Source organism: Tenacibaculum aquaeponti (assembly GCF_057221555.1).
Map to the genome: position 1 here is coordinate 3654883 of NZ_CM170147.1, position 25009 is coordinate 3679891.

The 25009-nt window shown below is 28.1% G+C and carries 20 protein-coding genes and 3 tRNA genes; 11 read left to right on the forward strand and 12 right to left on the reverse strand.

Going from position 1 to position 25009, the window contains the following annotated elements; genetic code table 11:
* Positions 1–1282: 1282 nt before the first annotated feature.
* A complete protein-coding gene (locus AC2TEO_RS16675) occupies positions 1283–3343 on the reverse strand; it encodes a tetratricopeptide repeat protein (RefSeq protein ID WP_442265906.1) in 2061 nt (686 codons plus the stop codon).
* 162 nt (positions 3344–3505) lie between these two features.
* Here AC2TEO_RS16675 and AC2TEO_RS16680 point away from each other — a divergent pair, with 162 nt between their 5' ends.
* Together AC2TEO_RS16680 and AC2TEO_RS16685 are read left to right on the forward strand one after the other, a co-directional pair.
* Positions 3506–4711, forward strand: a complete 1206-nt coding sequence (locus tag AC2TEO_RS16680) for an oligosaccharide flippase family protein (protein WP_442265907.1) — start codon at positions 3506–3508, stop codon at positions 4709–4711.
* Positions 4712–4811: 100 nt separating this feature from the next.
* The gene (locus AC2TEO_RS16685; protein WP_442265908.1) at positions 4812–6023 is read left to right on the forward strand and encodes a glycosyltransferase; all 1212 of its coding nucleotides are present in this window, start codon (positions 4812–4814) and stop codon (positions 6021–6023) included.
* Here the strand turns inward: AC2TEO_RS16685 and AC2TEO_RS16690 are convergent.
* Genes AC2TEO_RS16690 through AC2TEO_RS16700 form a run of 3 tightly spaced genes read right to left on the reverse strand, consistent with a single transcriptional unit; the run spans position 6010 to position 11865 of the window.
* Positions 6010–7551: a glycoside hydrolase 5 family protein gene (locus AC2TEO_RS16690; protein WP_442265909.1), complete on the reverse strand. Its 1542-nt coding sequence runs from the start codon at positions 7549–7551 to the stop codon at positions 6010–6012. The two genes, AC2TEO_RS16685 and AC2TEO_RS16690, sit on opposite strands and share 14 nt — an antisense overlap.
* Before the next feature lies 1 nt (position 7552).
* The gene (locus tag AC2TEO_RS16695; protein WP_442265910.1) at positions 7553–8773 is read right to left on the reverse strand and encodes a hypothetical protein; all 1221 of its coding nucleotides are present in this window, start codon (positions 8771–8773) and stop codon (positions 7553–7555) included.
* Positions 8773–11865: a putative glycosyltransferase family protein gene (locus AC2TEO_RS16700; RefSeq protein ID WP_442265911.1), complete on the reverse strand. Its 3093-nt coding sequence runs from the start codon at positions 11863–11865 to the stop codon at positions 8773–8775. Before AC2TEO_RS16700 ends, AC2TEO_RS16695 begins: the two co-directional genes overlap by 1 nt.
* A gap of 175 nt (positions 11866–12040) precedes the next feature.
* Between AC2TEO_RS16700 and AC2TEO_RS16705 the strand changes: the two genes are divergently transcribed.
* Positions 12041–13183, forward strand: coding sequence for a response regulator (locus AC2TEO_RS16705; protein WP_442265912.1), 1143 nt, complete (start codon positions 12041–12043; stop codon positions 13181–13183).
* A gap of 113 nt (positions 13184–13296) precedes the next feature.
* Positions 13297–14439, forward strand: coding sequence for a glycosyltransferase (locus AC2TEO_RS16710; protein WP_442265913.1), 1143 nt, complete (start codon positions 13297–13299; stop codon positions 14437–14439).
* A gap of 147 nt (positions 14440–14586) precedes the next feature.
* Here AC2TEO_RS16710 and AC2TEO_RS16715 read toward each other — a convergent pair whose 3' ends face one another.
* From AC2TEO_RS16715 to AC2TEO_RS16725, 3 genes are all read right to left on the reverse strand, one after another.
* A complete protein-coding gene (locus tag AC2TEO_RS16715) occupies positions 14587–15012 on the reverse strand; it encodes a DUF2147 domain-containing protein (protein ID WP_442265914.1) in 426 nt (141 codons plus the stop codon).
* 73 nt (positions 15013–15085) lie between these two features.
* A complete protein-coding gene (locus AC2TEO_RS16720) occupies positions 15086–15613 on the reverse strand; it encodes a KdsC family phosphatase (protein WP_442265915.1) in 528 nt (175 codons plus the stop codon).
* Positions 15606–16391: a Rossmann-like and DUF2520 domain-containing protein gene (locus AC2TEO_RS16725; RefSeq protein WP_442265916.1), complete on the reverse strand. Its 786-nt coding sequence runs from the start codon at positions 16389–16391 to the stop codon at positions 15606–15608. Before AC2TEO_RS16725 ends, AC2TEO_RS16720 begins: the two co-directional genes overlap by 8 nt.
* A gap of 29 nt (positions 16392–16420) precedes the next feature.
* Between AC2TEO_RS16725 and AC2TEO_RS16730 the strand changes: the two genes are divergently transcribed.
* The 4 genes from AC2TEO_RS16730 (at position 16421) to AC2TEO_RS16745 (ending at position 18875) form a co-directional block, all read left to right on the forward strand.
* Positions 16421–17572, forward strand: a complete 1152-nt coding sequence (locus tag AC2TEO_RS16730) for a trans-sulfuration enzyme family protein (RefSeq protein ID WP_442265917.1) — start codon at positions 16421–16423, stop codon at positions 17570–17572.
* A 1-nt stretch (position 17573) separates the two neighbouring features.
* The gene (locus AC2TEO_RS16735) at positions 17574–18032 is read left to right on the forward strand and encodes an OmpA family protein (protein ID WP_442265918.1); all 459 of its coding nucleotides are present in this window, start codon (positions 17574–17576) and stop codon (positions 18030–18032) included.
* Positions 18029–18745: a bacillithiol biosynthesis deacetylase BshB1 gene (bshB1, locus tag AC2TEO_RS16740; RefSeq protein ID WP_442265919.1), complete on the forward strand. Its 717-nt coding sequence runs from the start codon at positions 18029–18031 to the stop codon at positions 18743–18745. The genes AC2TEO_RS16735 and bshB1 overlap by 4 nt, the downstream gene beginning before the upstream one ends.
* A gap of 54 nt (positions 18746–18799) precedes the next feature.
* Positions 18800–18875, forward strand: a tRNA-His gene (locus AC2TEO_RS16745).
* Between the two features lie 612 nt (positions 18876–19487).
* Here the strand turns inward: AC2TEO_RS16745 and AC2TEO_RS16750 are convergent.
* The gene (locus AC2TEO_RS16750; protein WP_442265920.1) at positions 19488–20393 is read right to left on the reverse strand and encodes a lysophospholipid acyltransferase family protein; all 906 of its coding nucleotides are present in this window, start codon (positions 20391–20393) and stop codon (positions 19488–19490) included.
* An 88-nt stretch (positions 20394–20481) separates the two neighbouring features.
* On the opposite strand from AC2TEO_RS16750, the gene AC2TEO_RS16755 reads away from it, so the two are divergent.
* Complete coding sequence (locus AC2TEO_RS16755; RefSeq protein WP_442265921.1) at positions 20482–21132, forward strand: rhomboid family intramembrane serine protease; 651 nt, start codon at positions 20482–20484, stop codon at positions 21130–21132.
* Positions 21133–21208: 76 nt separating this feature from the next.
* Here AC2TEO_RS16755 and AC2TEO_RS16760 read toward each other — a convergent pair.
* From AC2TEO_RS16760 to AC2TEO_RS16770, 3 genes are all read right to left on the reverse strand, one after another.
* A tRNA-Gly gene (locus AC2TEO_RS16760) sits at positions 21209–21281 on the reverse strand.
* Between the two features lie 152 nt (positions 21282–21433).
* A tRNA-Gly gene (locus AC2TEO_RS16765) sits at positions 21434–21506 on the reverse strand.
* Positions 21507–21570: 64 nt separating this feature from the next.
* Positions 21571–22017, reverse strand: a complete 447-nt coding sequence (locus tag AC2TEO_RS16770; RefSeq protein WP_442265922.1) for a GNAT family N-acetyltransferase — start codon at positions 22015–22017, stop codon at positions 21571–21573.
* A gap of 20 nt (positions 22018–22037) precedes the next feature.
* Here AC2TEO_RS16770 and AC2TEO_RS16775 point away from each other — a divergent pair, with 20 nt between their 5' ends.
* Together AC2TEO_RS16775 and AC2TEO_RS16780 are read left to right on the forward strand one after the other, a co-directional pair.
* Positions 22038–22472, forward strand: a complete 435-nt coding sequence (locus AC2TEO_RS16775; protein WP_442265923.1) for a GNAT family N-acetyltransferase — start codon at positions 22038–22040, stop codon at positions 22470–22472.
* Entirely contained in the window at positions 22469–23362 is an 894-nt protein-coding gene (locus AC2TEO_RS16780; protein WP_442265924.1) for an MBL fold metallo-hydrolase, read from the forward strand. Before AC2TEO_RS16775 ends, AC2TEO_RS16780 begins: the two co-directional genes overlap by 4 nt.
* Positions 23363–23413: 51 nt before the next feature.
* Here AC2TEO_RS16780 and AC2TEO_RS16785 read toward each other — a convergent pair whose 3' ends face one another.
* Positions 23414–24958 carry a hypothetical protein gene (locus AC2TEO_RS16785; protein WP_442265925.1) on the reverse strand — a complete coding sequence of 515 codons (1545 nt, stop codon included), beginning with the start codon at positions 24956–24958 and terminating at the stop codon, positions 23414–23416.
* Positions 24959–25009 lie beyond the last annotated feature (51 nt).

A 25009-nucleotide genomic window follows, 5' to 3' on the forward strand; every position in this document is an offset into this window, starting at 1 on the left:
AATTGATGCTCTTGTAATAAAGATGCTTTTATAATTCTTATTTTAATTTTAGATAGGTTTATTTTTTATGTATTTCAATTCAACGATACTGATTGTAGTTTTAGCTTAGTTAGTTGTATTATGTGTCGAAATTTGCTATATCATAATATATATCAGTGCTATCTTTGAAGTGTAAGTTAGAAAGTATATTAATCCCTATATATTAAAAGTTTTTGTTTTTTTCATTATTTGAAAATATCCTTCTTAGAAATTGAAGGTTTTTTAGATTTATTTGGTTGATTAATGGAGCCTTTTGCAATCCCCAATTGCAAAAGGTTTTATTATTTAGGTAAAGTAGTTAAATAATTGATGCTCTTGTAATAAAGATGCTTTTATAATTCTTATTTTAATTTTAGATAGGTTTATTTTTTATGCATTTCAATTTAACGAAACTGATTGTAGTTTTAGCTTAGGTAGTCGTATTATGTATCGAAATTTGCTGTGTCATAATAGGTTTCAATACTATCTTTGAAGTATAAGTTAGAAAGTATATTAATCCCTATATATTAAAAGTTTTTGTTTTTTTCATTATTTGAAAATATCCTTCTTAGAGTTGAAGGTTTTTTAGATTTATTTGGTTGATTAATGGAACCTTTTGCAATCCCCAATTGCAAAAGGTTTTATTATTTAGATAAAGTAGTTAAATAGTTGGTATTCTAGTAATAAAGATGCTTTTATAATTCTTATTTTAATTTTAGATAGTTTTATTTTTTCATGTATTTCAATTCAACGACACTGATTGTAGTTTTAGCTTAGTTAGTTGTATTATGTGTCGAAATTTGCTGTATCAGAATAGATATCAGTACTATCTTTGAAGTATAAGATAGAAAGTATATTATTCCCTATATATATAAAAGTTTAGTTTTTTTCATTATTTGAATTTTTTTAGATAAAAAAAGGTTTAGATTTATTTGGTTAATTAATAAGAGCCTTTTGCAATCCCCAATTGCAAAAGGCTTTTTTAATTTAAACATTTAGAGTCATTTTTTTGTGAAAACAGTTCGTCGAATATTTATGCTATTTTACCTATAGTTATATAGTAGACATCGATTTTAATAAATAAAGATGCTTAATGCTTTTTATTTTTAAATTATTAATAAGTTTTTTAGAATAGTTTATAGTAGATAGAAGTACCCCAAATCTTAAAAATTTTATTTTTCATTATTTGAAAAACCCGCTTCATATAGAAGCATTTAGATTTATTTGGTTGATAAACCCTTTTACAGCTTTGTAAAAGGGTTTTTTATTTTAATGCGCTTTTACCAAAATACCATTTCAAAGAAATACCAAGATTTGTAAAAGTAAAACCTCCAACTGTTGCTGACGCAATATTTGTGTGTTGACCAAAAACATGAGCAAAAAATCGATCTGAAAATTTATATCCTAATCTTGTTTGAATTCTATAAGTTAATTGCTTAGAATTATCTTCTATAAATTGAAAACCAGTAGCTCCGCTAATCCAATAATACCAGTTTTCAGGAAGAATATTATTGGCATCTTTCAATAATTCTAAGAAGATTTCTACATTGTTAAACTTTTCAGGACTAAAATATATTGAAGGAACCTGTTGATTAAAAGTAATAAATTGATAATTCAATCCACCTTTTAAAACTGGATCAGCCATAAAATTATAGTATAATGAAGTAAAGAATAAGTTTCTTTGATTACCATCGCTTAATTGAGTTAAAAAGTACTGATTAAACCAACCAAAATTGAAGTTTGTATTAATATTATAGTTTGCATAGTAATTATCGTTTACAATTCTTCTATTTAATAAATCAGCATTAAAACTTTCTAATTGTTTACTGTAACCAATTTCAAGATTTTGCAGATTAAATGGCTTAATGTGAAAAGCTAAATTGGCAGAGAATTGATTATAACTAATATTTTCAGAATCTACTTTATTTATTCCTATGCTAGAAACTAATTTCAATCTAGGTAAAAGAACATAGTTTAAACCTCCATTAAAATTAATAGCACTTGTGGAAACTCCAGTGTTTTTATTTTCTGTATCTCTAAAATCTAAACTAGAAGTTAGTGTAAAACGTGTATTTAAAGGATATTCAATAGAGGTGTTTGAAGCATACGAAACATTATCTCCACTGTCATAACTATAATTAAAACGTTGCTTTATATGAGGTGTAAATTGTAATAAGAGTTTTTTCTCTAAAGATATGGCATCTTTTTGGTTAGGGAATATTTCTAGAGTTTTTTTAACCGCAGCATATGTTTTTTTAAGTTGAGTGTTTGCAAAAAAAGCATTAGCAATTCCTAAATTACCATCAAAAGATTTTGTGTCATTATCTAAAATTTTCTGGTAATAGTTTATGCTTTCTGAAGCATTACCACGATATATTTGCAAAGTAGCGTTTAATGCATGAACCCAGTTTCGTTCACCATAATCATTATATAGTTTTTGTATTTCTGTTTTAGCTAAACCGTTTTTCTTATTCCAAACTAAAGCTTGTACATAACGTTCTTTTGTTCTTTCTATATATGGAGCTTCTTCATCAGAAGGAAGTTTTCTGATAGCTTTTTCTGATAATCTTAATGCTGTTCTGTCATTTTTTTCTAAATGAGCTATCAAAGACAATCCGTTTAAGGAAATGATAGAATCTTTTTTAGTGCTTAAATTTTTAGAATAATTAATTTTTGCTTTTTCATAGTCTTTTTGAGATAAGTAAATATTTGTTTGTAATTGAAGTGATTGCTTATCATCTTTAAAGTCTTTAAAGTTGTCTTCTAAAATAGATAAAGCTTTATTGTGTTCTTCTTGTTTAAACAATTGATCTGCTAAACCTAATCGAATAAATTTTCTAGATACCATTGCATTTGGATTGTTTGGCGAAACTTCCAAGGCTTTATTTACATATTCTAAAGCCGGTACATAATCTTTTAAATTAGACAATGTATTTGCATATCCTAATAATGCATTAAAACTATTAGGTTGCTCTTTTAAAAGGGTAGTGTAATAGGCTTTAGCTTTTGGGTATTCTTTTCCCCAAAGTAAAGATTCTGCATAATTTAATTTAATTTCAAAATCATTTGGATACTTTTCTAAAAGTTTAGAAAATAAAGAAGTTGCTTCTTGTGTACTTCCAGTTAAACCTAAGGCTCTTCCGTAACAAAGTTTAGCTGTTTTGTTATTAGGAGTTTCTTTTAATACTGTTTCGAAGAATAATTTGGCATTTTTAAAATCACCAGTTTCAAGCATTTTAAAACCTTTATCCATATTCACTTGTGAGAATAAAGAAGAAATGTTTAAACAAATGATAAGAATTATGAGGGACAGTTTTTCTTTCATTTACAAAATTTTAATATAATAAATAAAGTGATCTTAAATATACTTCTTTCTTTTTTAAAAAAAATATATGTTAATAGGTTAAAAATATGTAAATTAGAAGAGATATAACTTATGAGATCGAAATTATTATCCCCGAAATCAATTCGACCAGAACAAGTATTCATGATTAGTGCATTGTTTGTAAATGCAGGTAATTATTTATACAATTTAATTGTAGGAAGAATTTTAGGACCTACTGCTTTTGCAGATGCAGCAATACTAATTACTTTTTTGTTGGTTTTGTCTTTTATTGCAATGACTTTTCAATTGGTTACCGCTAAATATACTGTGATTTTCGATGGTGAAGTAGAAGATAGCTTTATAAAATATATTACCAAAAGGACTTTAATAGTAGGGATTATTCTAGGAATAGTAATAGTGGCTTTTTCAAAAAATCTTCAAGAAATATTCAATACAAGTACGTCATTAATGTTTACTATTTTCGGAATAGGTGTTCCTATTTATTTCGTAATGAGTGTAAATAGAGGTTTTTTTCAAGGGAATAAAAAATTTGTTGAATTATCGATAACCTACCAAGGAGAAATGTTAAGCAGGTTAATAATAACAATTTTATTATTGTACTTGTTATCTAATATGCAGTCATCAATAGTAATTTCTATAGGAATTCTTATTTCACTTTTCTTTAGTTTGTTCCCTTATGCTTTAAAAAAAGCTTTTAAACCAGTTTTAACATTAAATGAATCTCAAAAAAAGTTAGTGATAAAATTTTTCATTCTAACAGCTTTTTATGAGTGTACTCAAATAATCATTAACAATAGCGATATATTATTAGTTAAATATTATTTCGATAATTATAATGCAGGTTTATATGCTTCACTCGCTTTAATAGGAAGAGTAGTGTATTTTGTAGCTTGGATGTTTGTAATGTTATTACTTCCTGCTGTTGTAAATAAAGAGAAAGAAGGATTACCACATGGTGCGATACTTTTAAAATACGTTGGCTACATTAGTATTCTTTCTTTTACAATTGTTTTAGGAAGTTATTTATTCCCAGAACTTGTAGTGAATGTTTTATTTGGAGAAGCATATATTGCAATTGCTCCTCTATTATGGAAATATGCATTAGCAACTTCTATTTTTGCAATCTCTAATGTTTTTGCATATTATTTTTTATCAATAGATCAATATATACCAGTAATTATTACTGGAATTTTAGGTATAACTCAGGTACTTTTAATTATTTACTTTCATAGTAGTTTAGAGGAAGTTGTAATTGTACAAATAATTGCAATGTCTGTATTGCTAGTTGTACAACTTTTCTTTTTCTTTTTAAAAACTTTCAAAAAACAAAAGACTGAACTACAATAAAATGTATTTCATCTAAAGTTTAATGTTTATAAACGAAATCGGTTGTTTTTTAGTGGGTTAAGGTAGATATTTAGTAGTGCTCTAAAAAAAACTCAAGCATATGAAATTAGCTATAGTTACCGCATTTCCTCCAAGTAAAGTAACATTAAATGAGTACGGATATCATTTAGTGAAACAGTTCAGACTAAATCATAGAGTAGAAGAGTTAATTTTATTAACCGATGAAACTGTAAAAGAAGAGCACTTATTTTTTGAAGAAGAAGGTTGTAAAGTAAGTATTAAAAATTGTTGGAAATTTAATAGTTATAAAAACTTAATTAGAGTTAATAAAGCATTAAATGAAACCAAGCCAGATGCTGTTTTGTATAACCTTCAATTTTTAAAGTTTGGAGATAAAAAAATACCTGCAGCTTTAGGTTTAATGATGCCTTATTTAAGTAAACTTAAGAAAATTCCAACAATAGTTTTATTACATAATATTTTAGAACAAGTAGATCTAAACAGTGCAGGAATTACTAAAAATAAGTTGTTGCAAAAAACTTATGGGTTAATAGGAACTATTTTGACGCGATTTTTATTAAAAGCAGATTATGTAGCACTAACAATTCAAAAATTCGTAGATACATTAAAAGATAAATATAAGACAGATAAGGCAATATTAATTCCTCACGGAACTTTTGAAATGCCGCCAGAACCAGATTATGCTTTGCCTGAAGGACCAAAAAAAGTAATGGCTTTCGGAAAATTTGGAACTTATAAGAGAGTAGAGGTGATGATTGAAGCTGTTGAAAGAGTTAGAGAGTTAACTAATGAGAGTTTAGAAATTGTAGTGGCAGGAACAGATAGCCCAAATACACCAGGTTATATAGAAGAGATGAAGCAAAAATATGCTCACGTTCCAGGTTTACATTTTACAGGATATGTAGCAGAAGAAGATGTTCCTATTATTTTTGGAGAAAGCACAGTAGTAGTTTTTCCATATACATCAACTACTGGAAGTTCTGGAGTTTTGCATCAAGCAGGTAGTTATGGTAAAGCTGTAATTATGCCTAATTTAGGAGACTTAACAGATTTAATTCAAGATGAAGGTTATAGAGGTGAATTCTTTGAGCCAGATAATGTTGAGTCATTAGCAACAGCTATAAAAAATGTAGTAACAAATGATGTGTATCGTTTAGAATTAGCTCAGGCTAATTATAAAGCAGCAGCGTCTTTACCTATGTCTGAAGTAGCAGAGATGTACTTAAATTATTTCGATAAAATTTTAAATAAAAATGATGTAGTTAAAACTCCAGAATTTATTTCGGAGTAATAAATTCAAACGAAGGTTTTTTGTTTCCATTTTTATCGATAAAGCCAAAATGCTTTTGTTTGTTTCTTTTCCATGGCATTTTTCCTGCTACAGAAGATGGTATTTTTGTAAAATCATAAAGCGTCCACGACATGTGTGATACATTGTACTTAGTAAAGTAACCTTGCATTTTTTCATGGTATTTTGCTTGAGATTTTTTAGAATCACCCATAAATAAATTCCAAATACTTTTATAGGAAGGAACACCAAACTCTTCGACCAGTATTGGTTTTTTAGTAGTTTCTTTTAAAGATGAAAAATCATTTTCAAAATTATCGTTAAAATGGTGAAATGAGACTAAGTCAACAGTGTTTGTTAAGTTTTTAGCTGCTTTAAAATTCGACCAACCAATCGTTATTAAATGATTTGAGTCGTGTTTTTTTATCTCTTTAGTCATATACTCTAACCATTTTAAAACATTCAGTTCTCCTCTGTTTTTAAAATCTAAATCGGGTTCATTTTTTATATCCCAAGCAATTATAGTTGTATTATCTTTAAAATAAGTAACAATACTTTCTGCATGTCTATGAGTTAAAGTCCAATCTTGCACAGTATAATCACCATAAAAATCGAATAAAGTAACAATAACTTTTAAGTTATGTTTTTTAGCAAGATTTATAGTTTCTTCAAGTTTTTTTAATTTTTCAGGTTTAACATTCGCTTTTCCAAAATCTTCATACTGAACAAAAATTCTTATAGTATTTAATTTTAAATCACTAATAAATTTAAAATCTTTATCTATAATTTCTGTATTGAATTTTTTACCAAACATATCCCAAGGAGTTTCTTGCGGATAGTAATTTATTCCTTGTATTTTAAATGGAATGTTATTTAAGAAAATAGAGTCATTTTTTGTCGTAGCAAATTGACTTCCTTTTATTTCTTGTAGTTTCTTTTCGTTTTCGTCTTTAACCAAATGACGAATTCTCCAGAATCCATCTTCTAAAAGCATCATAACATGATATGTAGAAGATAATTCTGTGTCAAAAACAAATTTCCCATCTTTAAAAACACGTTGATATTCAACAACATTTTCATCAGTAAAAGTTACTAATTGTCCGTCTGCACTGTAGAAGTTTATTTTAGGTTGATGTTGTAAAGTGGTAGTTTCTACATTTAATTTTTGACTATTATTATATTTTATGGTGTTTATTAAGTTCTTTTGAACACTATCTGTATAATAATCTTTTAGTCCATAAGGATTATTTTCACGATAGGCTATATTTTTTATATGCCAAGCGTTAAGGTAATCTTTTTGAATTTCTTTTAATGTTTGTTTTTCCATAGGTCTACCAGGATTTTCTATAGAACTCCATTTTATTTTGGGTAGATAAACTTGAACACTTTCAATCGGGAGGTGTAGTATAGATGCACGATCTGCTCCTGTATTTAAAAAACTAAAAACGACACTAATTCCATAAATACAAATAGAACATAGAAAAACAAATAGAAAAACAAGTAAAGCTTTATGTCTTTTTTTAGTAGTCATATTATTTTTTTAATTCTTTAATAAAACTTTTAGTAATTCCTCCAGTTTTTACATCTAATCTATAAAATCCATTAACATAAAAATCTGGGTGTAAATGGAATTTTGCATATCCCTTACGTGTAGGGATTTCTTTAATCTCTATTAAAGAATCATTTTTTATAATTTTTAATTGAGTTAAAAAACCATCTGGGATTAATTGATTCATAAAACTTTTAATAGGTCCTATTTTAATTTCTCTGTTAGTTTTAGAAAAATTAATATTAAAATCGTTAAAAAGTTTTTTGAATTTAATGTTTAAAGTATCACTTTCTGCAATTCCGTCAATATAAGCATGTGTTTTCCATGATTCTTGATGATTTGGATGTAACATTTTAGCAGTTGCTATTCCAGAAATTGTATTTCCATATGATGTAAGTATATCACCTTCAGAGTTTCTGGTTATGAATGTTACATGGGTGCCATCGCTAACAATATTATCATATTCATCTTTAATGATGGAAGTTTTAAAACTTGTAATTTGATTTCCATCTGCAAAATCATGAAACCTAGATGAAGAAATAGTAAAATTTACAGCATTGTTAGGGTATACTTCTACAGTAATTTCTTTAGAAGGAACTTTGTTGCATTCTGAATTAACTAAAAAACGTCCAGACTTTTTATAAGAAAATACTCTTTTCCAAGCAACGAGTCTTTTTATTTTTTCAGTAGAAGAAATAATTCGAGATTCGAATTGATGATTAATAATAACATCTGTGTCATCAAGTAAAGGATTATCGAATTCATCAGTTGGAGAAACAGTTAACATAAAATAATCAACACCGCCAGCAACTATACTTGGAGGTCCGGCATAAGATTCCATTATAGTTTTTTTATTAGATGGAGTAACATTAATACTTCCAGATAAAATAGTTTTGTTTTTATTAAAAACTTTCCATTGAATAATTCCTCTTTTATTTGAAATATGCTCTGGTATTTTAAAATGAAGTTCATTTTCTTCTATTATTGGATTTAACACAACTGTTGAATAGGAATTAGTACAAAATAATTTAAAGCTTTTAGAAGATGAAGAAAAAATTAAATTGATAGGGTATCCAGCTCTAGTTTCATTGATTAGAGTTTTTATATTTATTTTATTATTTTCTTCATTTTTAATTGTTTTAAAAGAAGAAAAGAAAAAAACTAACACAATTTTAATTATAATATGTAGTTTCTTAAATATCATTAATTAGGGTTTCCAATATAGTTGTCAGTTTCTATTTTAATAAAATTAAAACCATTTCCTTTAACTTTAATTAAATTATTTTTTAAATGATTTGTTAAACGTTTCGGAACCATTTTTTCAGATATATCTTCATTAGGTAAACCATTAACAAAACAAAAATCTAACTTGTCATAAATTACTTTAATACTATCTAAACTAGGAGGATGAAAACTGAAATTTTGTTTTCTTTGTTGGCGAACACTTTCTTTTAGAAAATTATGATCAACCCATAATAATTCCTTTTTTTCATTATAGTATGAAAGTAGTAATTGTGTTATGGTAGCTTCTTCTGTTCCTGTATTAAAAAGATTTCCTTTAATCTCTGTTTTATTTACTTTTATACCATTTAAACTTATTTTCTTATAAAGATCTGTTTTAGCTACATTTCCTTCACAATGTAAGTTAAATAATATCGGTTGTTCTTCAAATTCTGTTGGTGTAAATTCATCTGGATTAAAGATTTTTGGAATAGAGTCTTTAGTTTTAGACCAAGCAATACCTTCAAAGTCAATTCTGAAATTAGAAGTTTCCTTAGGCATTAATTTATGTTTTATATGATGTTTTGCATTAAACTGAGCTAATAATTTATCGTTATTATTGTAAAGAGTAGCTTTTATTATTACATCGGCAGGAACATTATCTACATTCTGAATTGTTCCTATAACTGCATAACTTTTATCTTTTTTTACAAGTTTTGCTTGAAGTACTTCTAAAACAGGTTGTTTTAAAACATCTTCATGTAAAGTTTGTTGTGTTGTAATTCTTCTTCTACCGTGATTAAAGTATGTAGTTTTATTAATAATCATTAACTGATCAGGAGGAAGATCTGTGTTAGGTTTAGGAATTTTTATAAACCATTTTCCTTTACGTTTAATAACTTCAAAATTATGTTGTTTATTAATTTTTTCTAAAGGAGTAACCCATTTTGTTTTAACATGAGCTTTAGCCAAATTTTTTGTTTCATTTTTTATAATGATGTCAATAGAGTTTAATTTCGCATAAGAGCTAAGTAATCCATCATTAACAGCTATTTCTAACATATATTGATCTAGTCCAATATTGATTTCAGGATCTACAAAAGAATGAGCTTGTTCAAATCGTTTAAAATCTAAAGCATCAAAGTAAGCTTTAACAACACTTTTAGGAGATATTTGAGTTTTATTTTCAATATAAAAATAATACATTCCATAACTAATACAAATTAAAATTAAGGCTCCCCACAGAATAGAAAATTTTAAAAGCCTCTTAGAAAAATGATTATAATTAAAGTTAAAATTTAAATAATCTGGTTTTTCATGTTTTCTGATTTTTAAAACACGAATTGCTATAGATTGAATATTAATAAGTAATAAAGTTAAAATAACTGTAGAGAATGGTATAATTCCCCACATTATTTTTTGAAATTTAGGTACTTCCTCTTTGGGTAAAATTGTAGATAAAGGTGGAACACCTAAACGTTCCCATACCATAATTCCATTTTCTAATTGTCTAAGTCTTTGCCATCCACAGAAATAAAGGATGGGATCATAAAATTTGTCATTTGAAAAAATATATTTTAAGTTGTATTTCTCAGGAACTGTTAAAAATTGTTGTAATGAACCTAAGCCTTCTATTCCTCTAAATTTTGAATTTTCTAATCGTTCAACAGCTCTTGTTGTAAGTTCAGGAAGTCTTCTTGCCGAGTGATAATTACCATCTACACTCATAGCTTTTGTTTGTGCTCCTAACCAGGCTATTTGATCACCAAAACCTAAAGTTAAATACCTCCAGTGATCGTGTTGATCTTGATTTAAAAAATTAACAATAGGAAGCATTTTTATTTTTTGGGGTTGTAAAGGTCTAAAATAACCTAAACTAATAGTGAAAATAGACATGAATAAAAGTCCAGAAGCCAGTAATCCACCAATTATTCTATGGTTAACAGCACCAAATGTTTTTTGATACAATTCTTTTAAATCTGTTTCTATAAACCGGTAAGCAAATTCACCAAAAATAGGGATTGACATAATTGAAGCCCATAAAGTAAATCTATCTAAAGTAAGAATATTAAACGCATTATTTCCCAAAAGCATTTTAGGAATAGGTGTTGTACCACCAGTCCCTAAAATAGTAAACATAGTGATTGACAAACCAAAAAAGATATAACGTTTGTGATAATACCTGAAAAAGATATACGGAAATAAGAAGAGTAATATTCCCCAAGGAATTATGAAAAATACTAATCCAGAAGAAGTTACTTCTAAGAAATTATCTCGTGATCCATGAGGAATTGGAACTTGTGTTATAGGGTTTTTCTTTGTGTTTATCCAATATGGTAAAATACAAACTATAATCAAAAGTAAAGAAGTGAGACCAAAAAGTAACATTCTTTTGAATAGTTTTAAAAAAACTCGTATAAATAACTTTACATCTACATTTTTTAAACTTCCAGATTCTTCGGCGGCATAATCCATTATCACAGTTCCAATAAGAGGAAAAATAAAAAATACCATTCCAAAAATTGGAGTGACATGATGTGAGGTAACAGTAACTGATATTAAAGCTATAGATTTAAAAAAATATTTATACTCCCCTTTTTTAAGCCATAAATATATTTCTGGTAGAGAGTGCATTAAAACAGAAATGCCTATAATACTAGGTAATTGACCAAAAACATGTAGTGTTTCAGCAAATGCAGAAGAAAAAACAGCCAAAAGTGCGGCGTAACCAGCAACTTTTTTATTTCCAGTAATAAGTAAAGAAAATCGATAAGATCCTGTTATGAATAATATTACTGCTATTATAGCTACAGTAAATAACCCAAATTTTAATCCACCTAACATAGAAAAAAGACCAATAGCTTGATGAACCAGAGGAGGATACCCCATTACTGTAAAACCAGTATACCAACTATAATTCCATGGTTCAAACCAACTATTAGCATAATGGTTAGCAAAAAATAAATGAATTAAAGCATCATAAGTATATTCCAAAGTAAAGAAAATACAAGTAGTATGATAAACAATTCCTATTAGTAAGGCGGAGATTAAATATTTATTGGTTTTTTTACTCAATAATAGTTTTTCTTTAAATATACAATAAAGGAATATAGTTTGAAATAACATTCGTCGATTTAAATAAGTAATTGGTCTAAAAAGGGGTTTACACTCAGGTATTTAAATCTATAATTGTTATATTGTATTTACTATCCCAATAGTAAATGTTAATCATAAAAAAACAAGTAAGCGAATGAAAATTGTAGCCATTGATGACCAAAAACTAGTTCTACTTTCTATAGAAAAAAAACTTTCTGATTTGGGTTATGAGGTTTATACAGCTAAAACTGGCCAAGGTGGTGTTGAGTTGATAGATAAAATAAATCCATGTTTAGTAATTGTAGATATAAATCTTAGACATATGTCTGGTTTAGAAATAACAAAATATGTTAAAGAATCGCCTAATTTAAAAGCAAAAGTTATAATTTTATCAGGAGAAACACAAGAAGAAACAATCATAAAAGGTTATAATTTAGGAGCAGATGACTTTATGAAAAAACCCGTCTCTTTAAACGAAATTGTTGTAAGAGTTAAACGATTAATTGGAGCTCCGAATAAGAAGAAAAAAAATAATTTAGAAACCTATAGTTCAAATGGATTAATAAGAGAGAAGTGTATTGGTGTAGTTATTCCGTGTTATAATGAGGAAGATCGATTGTTAAGCGATGAATTTACAGAGTTTGTATATGCAAACTTAGGTTACCACTTGTGTTTTGTAAATGATGGTAGTACTGATAATACTCTTAATGTCTTAAATAAATTAAGTAAAGGAAGAGAAGATTATATTAGTGTATATGATTGTGAGAAAAATGGCGGAAAAGCAGAAGCAGTACGTTTAGGAATGTTACACTTAGCTAAAAATGTCGAACTGGATTATATTGGTTTTTTAGATGCTGATTTATCTACAGATTTTAAAGATTTTGATGATTTGGTAAAAACCATTGAAACAACAAATTATAAAATAGTTAGTGGTTCAAGAATTAGTAGGATGGGAGCTAATATTAATAAACAATCAGCTCGTCAGATTATTAGTTTAACAATTAACTATATTATTCAGAAAATTTTAGGGATGAAATTTCAAGACACTCAATGTGGAGCTAAAATTTTAGATAAAGATATTATTCCTCTTTTGTTTGAAAAAAAATTTGTTACAAGGTGGCTTTTTGATGTTGAAATGTTTCTAAGGTTAAAAAAGAAATATGGAGAAGAAACTAAAAAATTAATATGTGAACAACCTTTAAAAAGATGGGAACATGTAGATGGATCCAAATTATCAATGAAAGATTCGTTAAAGATTGCTTTTCAGTTAACTAAGATTGCTACACATTACAGATAAACCTATTTTTTATTTTAAAATATGAATTTTAAATTGTATATTTAAAACGGAAAGAATTTATATAAATATCGGGGATAGAGAGTGATTATTTACTAACCACAATACTATCGCGTATGAAAATAGTTGCTTTCGATCATAATAAATTGATCTTATTATCTCTTAAAAAAAAGTTATCTGAAATAGGATATAGTACCAAAATAGCTAGAACTAGTAAACAAGCTATACAATTAATTGAAGAAACTCAGCCAGACCTTGTCACTTTAGATATCAGCGATTCAGATTTTTCTGGAATCGATGTTTTAAAATATTTAAAAGAATCTTCATTAAAAACGAAAATTGTAATTATTTCTGAAGACACTGAAGATACAGACATTATTGATTTATTTGACTATGGTATCGATGATTTTATTAAAAAACCAGCTACACTAAGTGAAATTGTAGTTAGAATTAATAAAATAATAGGTTTATGTCCTATTCCCCAAGAATTACTTTTAAAAGGAGAGTCTCTTCTAATAAGGGAAAAGTGTATTGGAGTTGTTATTCCATGTTACAATGAAGAGAGTAGGCTTTCTGAAGTAGAATTCAAACGATTTGTTAGTACTAATATTGGTTATCATTTATGTTTTGTAAATGATGGAAGTTCAGATGGAACGTTGGAAGAATTAAAAGCTTTAAGGAAAGGAAGAGAAGATTATATTAGTGTTTTAAATTGTGAAAAGAATGGGGGTAAAGCAGAGGCTGTTCGTTTAGGTATGCTCCATTTAGCTAAAAATACTGATTTAAAATTTGATTATATTGGTTTTTTAGATGCTGATTTATCCACAGACTTGCATGATTTTGATGATTTATTTAGAACAATTACTACTTCTAATTATAAAGTTGTTAGCGGTTCTAGAATCGAAAGAATGGGAGCAAATATTACAAAACAATCGGCAAGGAAAGTTATTAGTTTAACAATCAATTTTATTATTCAAAAAATTCTAGGCATGAATTTTAAGGATACACAATGTGGAGCTAAAATTATGGAAAAAGATTTGATTCCATTATTATTCGGAAAGAAGTTTATTACAAGATGGCTTTTTGATGTTGAAATGTTTTTAAGACTCAAAAAGAAATACGGAGAAGAAACAAAACATTTAATATGTGAACAACCTTTAAAAAGATGGGTTCATATGGATGGGTCAAAGCTTTCAATGAAAGATTCTTTAAAGATAGCTTTCCAATTAACAAAAATAGCAACGCACTACAGATCATAAAAAAAGCTCCAAATTTGGAGCTTTTTTATTCTCTACAGGGTAAATAACCCGAGACTTGCCTCGTTTGTAAATGATTAAAGTTTAAAAACGTATTTCTTTAAAATGCTCCGATGGCTTGCCTCGGAGAAATTTACTTCAAAAATTGATTTATTTTTTTCTAAACCAATACGCTGTTCTACCTAGTAAAGAAAAACCTATATAACCTCTAATTTTAAGTTTATCTACTTCCTCTAATTTGATAAAACATTTATATTTTTTTCCATTTTTTGGATCTAAGATTTTCCCACCAGACCATTCATCACCGTCTTTTTCTAATCCAGTTAAGATATTCATTCCTAAAATTGGTTGATTCTTATTTTTACCACTACATTTATCGCAAACAGCAGTTTGTCTTTCAGAATCAGTGATTTCAATAATTTTAGCAAAAGCTTTACCATCTTTTTCGTATACTTCAATAACACTATCAACTTTACCAGTTTCTTCATCTCTATTCTCCCATTTACCAAAAATGCTTTGAGCATTAATAGAAGTTGAAATTGCAACTAATAAAAATGTAAATATTACTTTTCTCATATGTAATCTGTATTTAATTTGTTCTAAAGCAAAAATTATGATTTTACATCATGTTTAAAATAACAAATGTTATTTAATCGTATTTAGCATCGAAATTATCGTGCCATTTTTCTTGTAGGCGCATTATTTGTTCTATAACATCTCTAACGCAACCTTCACCACCTTTTTTATCAGAAATATAAACAGATATTGCCTGTAATTCCCTAACAGCATCACTAGGACAACAAGGAATTCCAACTTTTTCCATTACGGGTAAGTCTGGTATGTCATCTCCCATGTATAAAACATTCTCTGATTGTAAATTATATTTTTCAACCAATTCATTATACTGATCAATTTTCTTGTGAGCACCTAAATAAATATCAGTAATTCCTAAACCTTCTAAACGAGTACGAACTCCCTCATTCTTTCCACCAGAAATAATACAAACTCTATATCCCGCTTTAACAGCAGCTTTTAGAGCATAACCGTCTTTAATATTCATTTGACGAACTAATTCTCCGTTCGGAAAAACAGTAACTATACCGTTAGTTAGTACACCATCAACATCAAAAATAAAGGTGTTTACATCGTTAAAAAGTTCTTTATAGCTTTTATCCATTTTGGATTGATTTTGTTATTAATTGATAAATTTCTTTCTGATTAGAATCCAATAATTCTAAATGTCGTTCTATAGTTTTTTTATCTTTCCTTTTTGCAGGTCCGGTTTGTGCTAAATCTGGTTTAACTTCTTCTATTTTTAAAGCTGTTTCTTTAATTAAAGGTAACAATACTTCAAAAGGAACATTGTATGACTTACAAATATCATTCCCAATTTTATACATGTGATTGGTAAAATTATTTACAAATACAGCTGCAACATGTAATTTACTTCTCTGATCAGAAGTAATAGAATATACTTTTTCAGAAATAGAAGAAGCAAGTTGCTCTAACAATTTAAAATCAGTTTCATTTTCTGCCTCTATACATAAAGGAATAGAGGAGAAGTCTACTTTTTTATTTTTTGAAAAACTTTGTAAAGGATAAAAAATTCCTTTTTTACCATTATTTGCAAGAGTGTTCATAGGAACACTACCAGAAGTGTGTGCAATTAGTTTATGATGAGGTAGTTGAGGAGAAACTTCAGCTATAGCATCGTCTGATACTGCAATAATATAAACATCTGCATCAGTTAGCAACGTGATATTATCAGTGATAGAAACTCGATCTTGAAATTCAATAATCGAATTTATATTTCTGGCGTACAATTGTTTCAATTCAACATCATTACAATTTAAAAAAGCTTGTGAAAGATGATGAGAAACGTTTCCTCCCCCTATAATAACTACAGAAATCATAGTAGCGAAGATATTGAAATTATTTGAAGCTATGGAAAGCATTTAGTAATTTAGGAGCTAAATTTTTCAACATGGATTCAAATAAAAAACTAGGGATAAATTCAATTTGTACGCACGTAGGTGAAGTTAAAGACGAACAATTCAAAGGAGCCGTTTCACCAATTTATTTATCATCGTCATATCAATTTTATGATGTAGATATAAAAAGATATCCGAGATATTTCAATACACCAAATCAAGAAGCTTTATGTAGAAAGATAGCAGCATTAGAAAAAACGGAAAATGCTTTAATATTTGGTTCTGGAATGGCTGCAATTAGTACAGCTATGTTTGCTTTTTTACACAAAGGAGATCATGTTGTTTTACAGCAGACTTTGTATGGAGGAACTTATAATTTGGTTGTTGAAGAATTTGATAAATTCGGTATAGAATATTCTTTTACAAATAGTTTAAAAATTGAAGATTTTGAGAAGGAAATTAAATCAAATACAAAAGTGATTTTTATTGAAACTCCTTCGAATCCGTTACTAAAAGTTGTAGATATAAAAGCGGTTGCTGAATTAGCAAAGAAAAATGAAATCATAACGATGATCGATAATACGTTTGCTTCTCCAATAAATCAAACTCCTGTAGATTTTGGAATTGATATTATGATTCATTCAGCAACAAAATATATGGGTGGGCATTCAGATATCTTAGCCGGAGCGATTGCAGCTTCTAATGAACATGTTGATAAAATTTGGAATATTGCTAAGAACTTTGGTGGAAGTTTAAGTGATTTCACAGTTTGGATGTTAGAAAGAAGTATGAAAACAATGAGTTTACGTGTAAATCATCAGAATACAAATGCGATGAAAATGGCAGAGTATTTAGAGCAAAATCCGAATATAGAGAAAGTATATTATCCAGGGTTAACATCTCACGAAGATCACGAATTAGCTAAAAGTCAAATGAAAGGATTTGGTGGAATGTTGTCTTTCGAGTTAAAATCGAATTTAGACGCTATGCAATTTCAACGTAATTTAGAGTTAATAAAACCATCTATGAGTTTAGCTGGAGTAGAAAGTACTTTGTTAAGTCCGACACAAACTTCACATGCATTATTAACTCCAGAAGAAAGAGCAAATCAGGGAATTAAAGATGGATTAATTCGTTTTTCTGTTGGAATAGAAGAGGTAGAAGATTTAATTGCAGATATAGAACAAGCTATAGATAAATTATAAGATGATTAATAAAGTTTTATTTTTTTTATACCTAATATTTGCTAGTTACAGAGTAGAAGCACAAAAAAGGATAAAAGAAGATAAATATTTAGATAGCTTAGCAAAGAAAATTTATTTTCAACACAAAGAATTGTATTTTAAAAGAGGCTCTTTAGAAGCGATGAAAGAAATTATTCTTTACATCAAAAACAATGATAAATATTACTTATTGGAGTGCCATACCTCCAGAGATGGTTTGAAAGAAGAAAATCAGTTGTTAAGCGAAAAAAATGCTGGTATGATTGAAAGGACTTTGATTAATTTAGGACTAGATACTTCAAGGTTTACTGTAATAGGAAAAGGAGAATTGTTCCCTTGTTGTCATGCACATACTAGGGCTGAAAGATATAAAAATAGAAGAATTCAAATTAAAGAAGTTAGTGAAGAAGAAATCAAACAATTAAAGAAAAGTAAAAAATGAAACTAGATATATTAGCTTTTGGATCGCATCCAGATGATGTAGAATTAGGTTGTTCTGCAACTATAGCAAAAGAAATTTCTTTAGGAAAAAAAGTAGGAATAGTAGATTTAACACGAGGAGAACTAGGAACAAGAGGTTCTGCTGAATTACGTGATGAAGAAGCCGCTAAAGCTGCAGAGATTTTAGGAGTTTCTGTTCGAGAAAATTTAGCGTTTGCAGATGGTTTCTTTAAAAATGATAAAGAACATCAGTTAGAAATTATCAAAATGATTCGAAAGTATCAGCCAGAAATTGTTTTATGTAATGCTATAGATGATCGTCATATTGATCATCCAAAAGGAAGTCAATTGGTTTCTGATGCGTGTTTTTTAAGTGGTTTGTTAAAAATAGAAACAACATTAGATGGAAAACAGCAAGAAAAATGGAGGCCAAAACAAGTTTATCATTATATCCAATGGAAAAATATCGAACCAGATTTTGTTGTAGATGTAACTGGATTTATGGATAAAAAAGTAGCTTCTGTATTAGCTTACAGCTCTCAATTTTTTGATCCAAATAGTAAAGAGCCTGAAACTCCGATTACTAGTAAGAACTTCACTGAGAGTGTTGAGTATCGTGCAAAAGACTTAGGAAGATTAATAGGAGTAGACTATGCAGAAGGGTTTACAGTAGAAAGATATGTTGCTGTAGAAAATTTAAGTAAATTAATTTAAAAAATATTTTGTCATACTTTAAAAAAGTTATATATTTGCACCCGCTAGTTAAATGGTGATTGTAGCTCAGTTGGTTAGAGCGCCGGATTGTGGTTCCGGAGGTCGCCGGTTCGAACCCGGTCTTTCACCCATAATTTAAGAGTTCAGTATTTACTGGACTCTTTTTTTTTGTTTCAATAAATTTTTGTGTTTTGTGTTTTTCGTGTCAGCTAATGTGTCAAGAAAATGTCATGATTACTCCTTTTTAGAGTTATAAAGTTCAAAAAAAGATAGAAGTTTAATTTGTGAGTAATAGGTCAAAAAAAATGATTTGTAATCCAGATGTTTAATACTAGTTTTAAAAAATATGAAAAAAGTGTTAAACTGCTTTCAGTTTGTAGTAGTAAAAAAAAACTTCTAAGGGTAAACCCTGAGATAAAATTCAGGGTATTTCTATTTTTTGTAAATAAATAATTGTCTTTAATATTGTACTTGTAAGTAAGTTCATTAAAAAGGAATCATTATTGTGGTTTTTATAATTGAATTTTGATTGATTATGTTTTTAAAGAACTTATCTATGTTATAGAGGTATTAGAAATGAATATGAAGTTTGTACGGATATCTTTATTTTAAAATATGTAACCTCAAGTCAAGTCCAGTGCATGAAGAATCTTGATAAAACGAGAGTGCTGGTACATATATGAAAAAAGAGACTTTAATAAGTCTCTTTTTTATTTCTCAGGTTAAGAGTGTGAATATTACTCTATTCTCTTTTGAATTTTTCAACCCACATATCGTATTTATCTTTATGTTTAAAACGTTTGTGAGTCCATAAATAATTCTCGGGTTGTTCCTTTATAGATTTTTCAGTTATTTTAAGGTATTTGTCGATAATCTGATAGTTTTCATATTTCTTAGGAGTATCGGTAATTAATTCAAAAGTGGTTTCATAATACCCTCTTTTGATTTTTTTTGTAGTGTAATTAACTACGGCCATATTGAATTTTTTAGCTAAAATTTCTGCACCTGTATGAACGGGTACTTTAACACCAAAAAACTTTTGCCAGTAATAGGTTTTCTGAAGCACAGGAGATTGATCGCTTAATAAAATGTATGCTCCTATATTACCGTTTTTGATATTTTTTACCATATTAGGTACGGTGTCTTTTGTTTTGTACGCAATTAAACCAAATTTTGTTCTAGAGCTTTTTACAAATTTTTCAAAATAAGGATTCTTGATTGTTGTATAGGCTCCATAAATTTGAACATCACTAACCAATGGCATAGATACCGACCATTCCCAATTGTTGAAGTGAGCTCCAGTTAGAATTATATTTTTTCCTTGTTTACCAACTTTATTTAAAACTTCTGGGTTAACAAATTTATATCTTTTTCGAGCTTGTTTTTCTGTTAAAGAAAAAGCTTTAATACTTTCAACTATAAAATCGCCAAAATGGCGTAAACTTTTTTTACGCAATATTTTTAATTCTTTATCTGTTTTTTCGGGGAAAGCTAATTTTAGATTGTTGTAAACAACGTCTTTTCTGTATCCTACTACATAGTAAACTAAGAAAAATAGAAAATCAGAAAGCATATATAGTAAACGCATTGGTAGTCTTGATAAGCACCAAACGATAGGGTAGATAATAAGGAATAAAATATATTTCATTCAGTAAAATTTTGTGCAAATATCGTATTTAAAATGTAAAATTAGTGAAACCAAACTTTTCATTAAGTTTGTGAATATATATCTACTTATGAATAAAGTAATTTTAGGGCTAATTTTGGTCAATGTATTGACTTCAATTAAAGGATTTGATGATCAAGCTTTCTTTAATAAATTTAAATTTCAAGTTGGTAAAATTCTCGAAGGAGAAAAAATTAGAATGCTAACTTCAGGTTTTTTACATGCAGATTGGGTGCATTTAGGGTTTAACATGTATGCTTTGTATTTGTTTGGCGGTGGAGTTGCTATACGGTTTGGAAATACAAAGTTTGTTTTAATTTATTTGGTTAGTCTTTTATTTGGGAGCTTATATACATTGTATAGAAATAAGCAGAACTATTATTATTCTGCTATTGGAGCATCTGGTGCGGTTTCAGGAATTATGTTCGCTTCAATTCTTTTGTTTCCTGGAAAGTTATATAGTTTTATATTTTTTCCGTTTTTTAGTTTTCCGGCTTATGCTTTGGGTATAGGATACCTGTTGTATTCTATATACGGAATGAAAAAACAATTGGGTAATGTTGGTCATTCAGCGCATTTAGGAGGCGCTATTGGAGGTTTTGTGATAACATTGTTACTAAAGCCTAGTGTAATTCATAATAATCCTAAGATGTTATTATTGCTAGGAGGGATTATATTGGTTTTTCTTTTGTTTGGAGGTAAAATAGATAAAAAAGTATAAAGGGAGGTGCTGAAATTAACTTAATAGAAATATAATTAGATAAAAAAAACCGAAACTAATGTTTCGGTTTTTTTTGAGCGGGAGACCGGGTTCGAACCGGCGACATTCAGCTTGGAAGGCTGACGCTCTACCAACTGAGCTACTCCCGCGTTGGTATTGCGGGTGCAAATATAGAAACCTTTTTCGTTTATGCAAACAATTATTTGTAGAATATTTGTAAAAAAAAGTGTTTTTATATATGAGGTTAGAAATGAGGGGTGTAGAAATAAAAAAAACCGAAACTAATATTTCGGTTTTTTTGAGCGGGAGACCGGGTTCGAACCGGCGACATTCAGCTTGGAAGGCTGACGCTCTACCAACTGAGCTACTCCCGCATTGGTATTGCGGGTGCAAATATAGAAGCTTTTTAGTTTCTGACAAAATTTTTAAAGAAAAAATCTAATAAAATTTTTGATCTTCCCTTAAGATTTTGGCAAAATGAAAAGCATAAATATTAAATCCTTCATTATAATAAAATTTATGAGACTTAGTATTAGTACTATAAGTATTTAATTCCATAGCTTCACATCCTTTTTGCTTGGTGTATTCATAAATCCATTCGAAAAAAAGTTTTCCTAAACCTTTACCTCTGTAAGTTTCAGAAATAATTACATGATCAGGTTCAACACTTCTACCTAAATAATGCCTAGTAGAATACCATAAACCACAAACTCCGATGAGCTCATTATCATCAAAAACAGCTACACACTCATAATTTGGACAATTTCCCATTTCTATGATTCTATTTTTTAATAAATCAGGAGGTGTTTTAGTATTAATTTTAGAAAGTAAAGGAAAAATACTTAGTATATTGTCTTTATCAATAGTATTAAAAGATATATTCATTTATTTTTCTGTTAAAAGTAATGGTTTTAGTAAAAAGAATTAAAGCGGAGGAAACTTATTTCTTAAGAAAAGAAATTTTAAGAAAAAACATAGATCTTCCTTATGAATTTGAAGGCGATTTAGATAAAACTACATTTCATTTAGGTGTTTATGAAGAGGATACATTAGTTTGTATTGGAACCTTTATGAAGAATAATTTAGAAGATTTAAAAGGAAATCATTATCAATTACGAGGCATGGCAACTTCTATAGAGGGAAGAGGGAAAGGTTTTGGAAAGTTATTGTTAGGTTTTGCGACTAATGAGTTAGAAAAACAAAAAATTGATTTTCTATGGTGTAACGCTAGAGAGGTTGCTCTTAAGTTTTATGAAAAAAACAATTTTGAAATCATTGGAGAAAAGTTTATTAACAAAGCAGGACCACATTTTAAAATGTATAAATCAATAACTAAATGAAATTAATTAGACAAGTAAGTTTTTTCTTTTTATTAACGAGTGTTTTTACAAATTTCGCTCAAAAAAGAGAGGTTAAAATTGAATCAATCAAAATAACGGAAAGTATATACATGCTTAAAGGACAAGGAGGTAATATCGGTCTTTTTGTTGGTGAAGATGGAGCTTTTATGATCGATGATCAATTCGCACACTTAACGCCAAAAATTCTAAAAAAGATTAAAAAAATTACAAATAAGCCCGTTAAATATTTAATTAATACGCATTGGCATGGCGATCATACTGGTGGTAACCAAAATATGAGCAAAGAGGGAGCTGTAATTATATCTCACAAAAATGTAAGAAAAAGAATGGGGATGGAAAGTGTAGTTAGAGGTAAAACTAAACCAGCTTCACCAAAAGAAGCTTTGCCAGTTATAACATTTACCGAAGATATGATGGTTCATTTCAACGGAGAAGATGTTTTAATATCTCATGTTCATGAAGCGCATACAGATGGAGATGCACATATTTATTTCACAAAAAGTAATGTGTTGCATATGGGAGACACCTATTTTCAAGGTAAATATCCTTATATAGATTTAACTAGTGGCGGAAGTATTGAAGGTTATATAGCTTCAGCAGAAAAAGCATTATTAATGATAGATGATACAACAGTCATCATCCCTGGACATAGAGAAATATCTAATAAAAATGAATTACTAGCTTACAAGAATATGTTAGTTACGTTAAGAGATAGAGTACAGAATAAAATAAATGAAGGGAAAACAGTAGAAGAGGTTAAAAATGATATTTCAATTACCAAAGAGTATGATGACTTGAAATATGGAGATTGGTTTATAACTAGTGAAGGTATTAGAGAAACTATATATAAAAGTTTAACATCTAAATAATAATTTTTAAAAGTTCATTTATTTGGAGTGAAGTAGAGTGTTTTATACACTCTACTTTTTATTTTGTATGATTTCTGCTATTGTTTTATTTTCAATTTTACTTTCTAGCCAAGAAAGTATATCTAGATATAAGAAAGCTCTTTTCTCATACGGATGATGCTCAAAAGCTTTTAGTTTTGTGTGGATTTTTTGAAATTCTTTTTTAAATTGATGTGGATATAAATCTCCTAAAGAACGAATAGATTCAATAAAAACTTTTTGAACTTCTTGTAGATTTTCCATTTTTAATAAGAATTTGTATGTTTCTTTAAATTGTTTTTCTAAATGATAATCTAAACCGCATTCATAGTGGGCAATCAAGTTTAAAATTCGAGCAAAGCACTGTAAGTCTTCTCCAACATAAAGCTTTTTGGCTTCAATAATTTTGGTGAGATATTCAATACACATTTTATTGTTACCCATACCAAAATATAAACAGGCAATCTTATAATAAAATTGAATAATATGGTGTTTATCTAATCTCTTACTAAATTTTTTTATTTTTTCATTTATTTCATAAATTAAATATTCTCCATCTTTAAAATTTCCTTCGAAAAAATGTTTATGTAACTTATTAGCATAGAAATATTGAAAAATTAAAATTTCTGTATTACTATTTACAGGAATTTGATTGTTTTTTATCTCTATTTCAAATAAATTTAATTCTTTATTAAATTCATTTTTATGCCTTGTGAAAAAAAGAGATTCTAATAAATAATTTCTTCCTTTCAGATAAAATACAGGGTTTGTGGCAATCATTTTCGGATATTCTCTAAAAAGAGAAACCCATTTACTAGCGTACTTATATCCATTCAAAAAATCTTGAGTTAAAAAACAACGCCAAAGATGTGCTTTATAAAGCCATAAGCGTTCTCTAAAGCCAAGTGAATTATAATCGATTTTTGGCAGTCTTGCATTAAAGTAATCATTTATTTTTTGTAATTCTTCGTCATTTCTAACATAACCAGTTTTTAATAAAATTCCATACAATTGTAATGAAAGATTAGAAAGTTTACTTGTAATTACATTTTGTTGACTTAGTTCTTTTGCTTGTATAGTAAGTTCATCAGCTCTGGTACTAATACTTCGAGTTATGTATTGACTTTCAATTACTTTTTCTAATTCAACAATTTCATAGGCAACATTTTTTTCTTCATTTTCAATTGCTAGAATTTTAGCTTTATCTAAAAGCTTTAAACTTTGTTTGTATAACCCTTTTTGATATAAAACTGTAGCAAAATCAAGTTGCTCACGAATTTGAACTCGTAAGTTTTTATGAGATGGATTCATACGTAAACTCGTTAGAATTTGTTTGTATAAATGTGCTTTTAAATTAGATAGTTGTTGCTTACTAACAATACCACTATTAATAATAGCTTTTTCATCATATTTTTTCTGTTTTTCTAAAAACTTAAATAAAGAGAAAAATTTTGCATGATTATTTCCTTCTAATCTACCAATATATAAATTGAATTGCCTTTTTTCTGACTTTGTTAAAGATTGAATTAAGGCAAATAAAGCATCTAGATTTTGATTAGCTTTTGTAAAATTATTCATTTTAATGTATTGATAATGAGTGTATAGTGTTTTATTGGAGTCTCTTTTGAT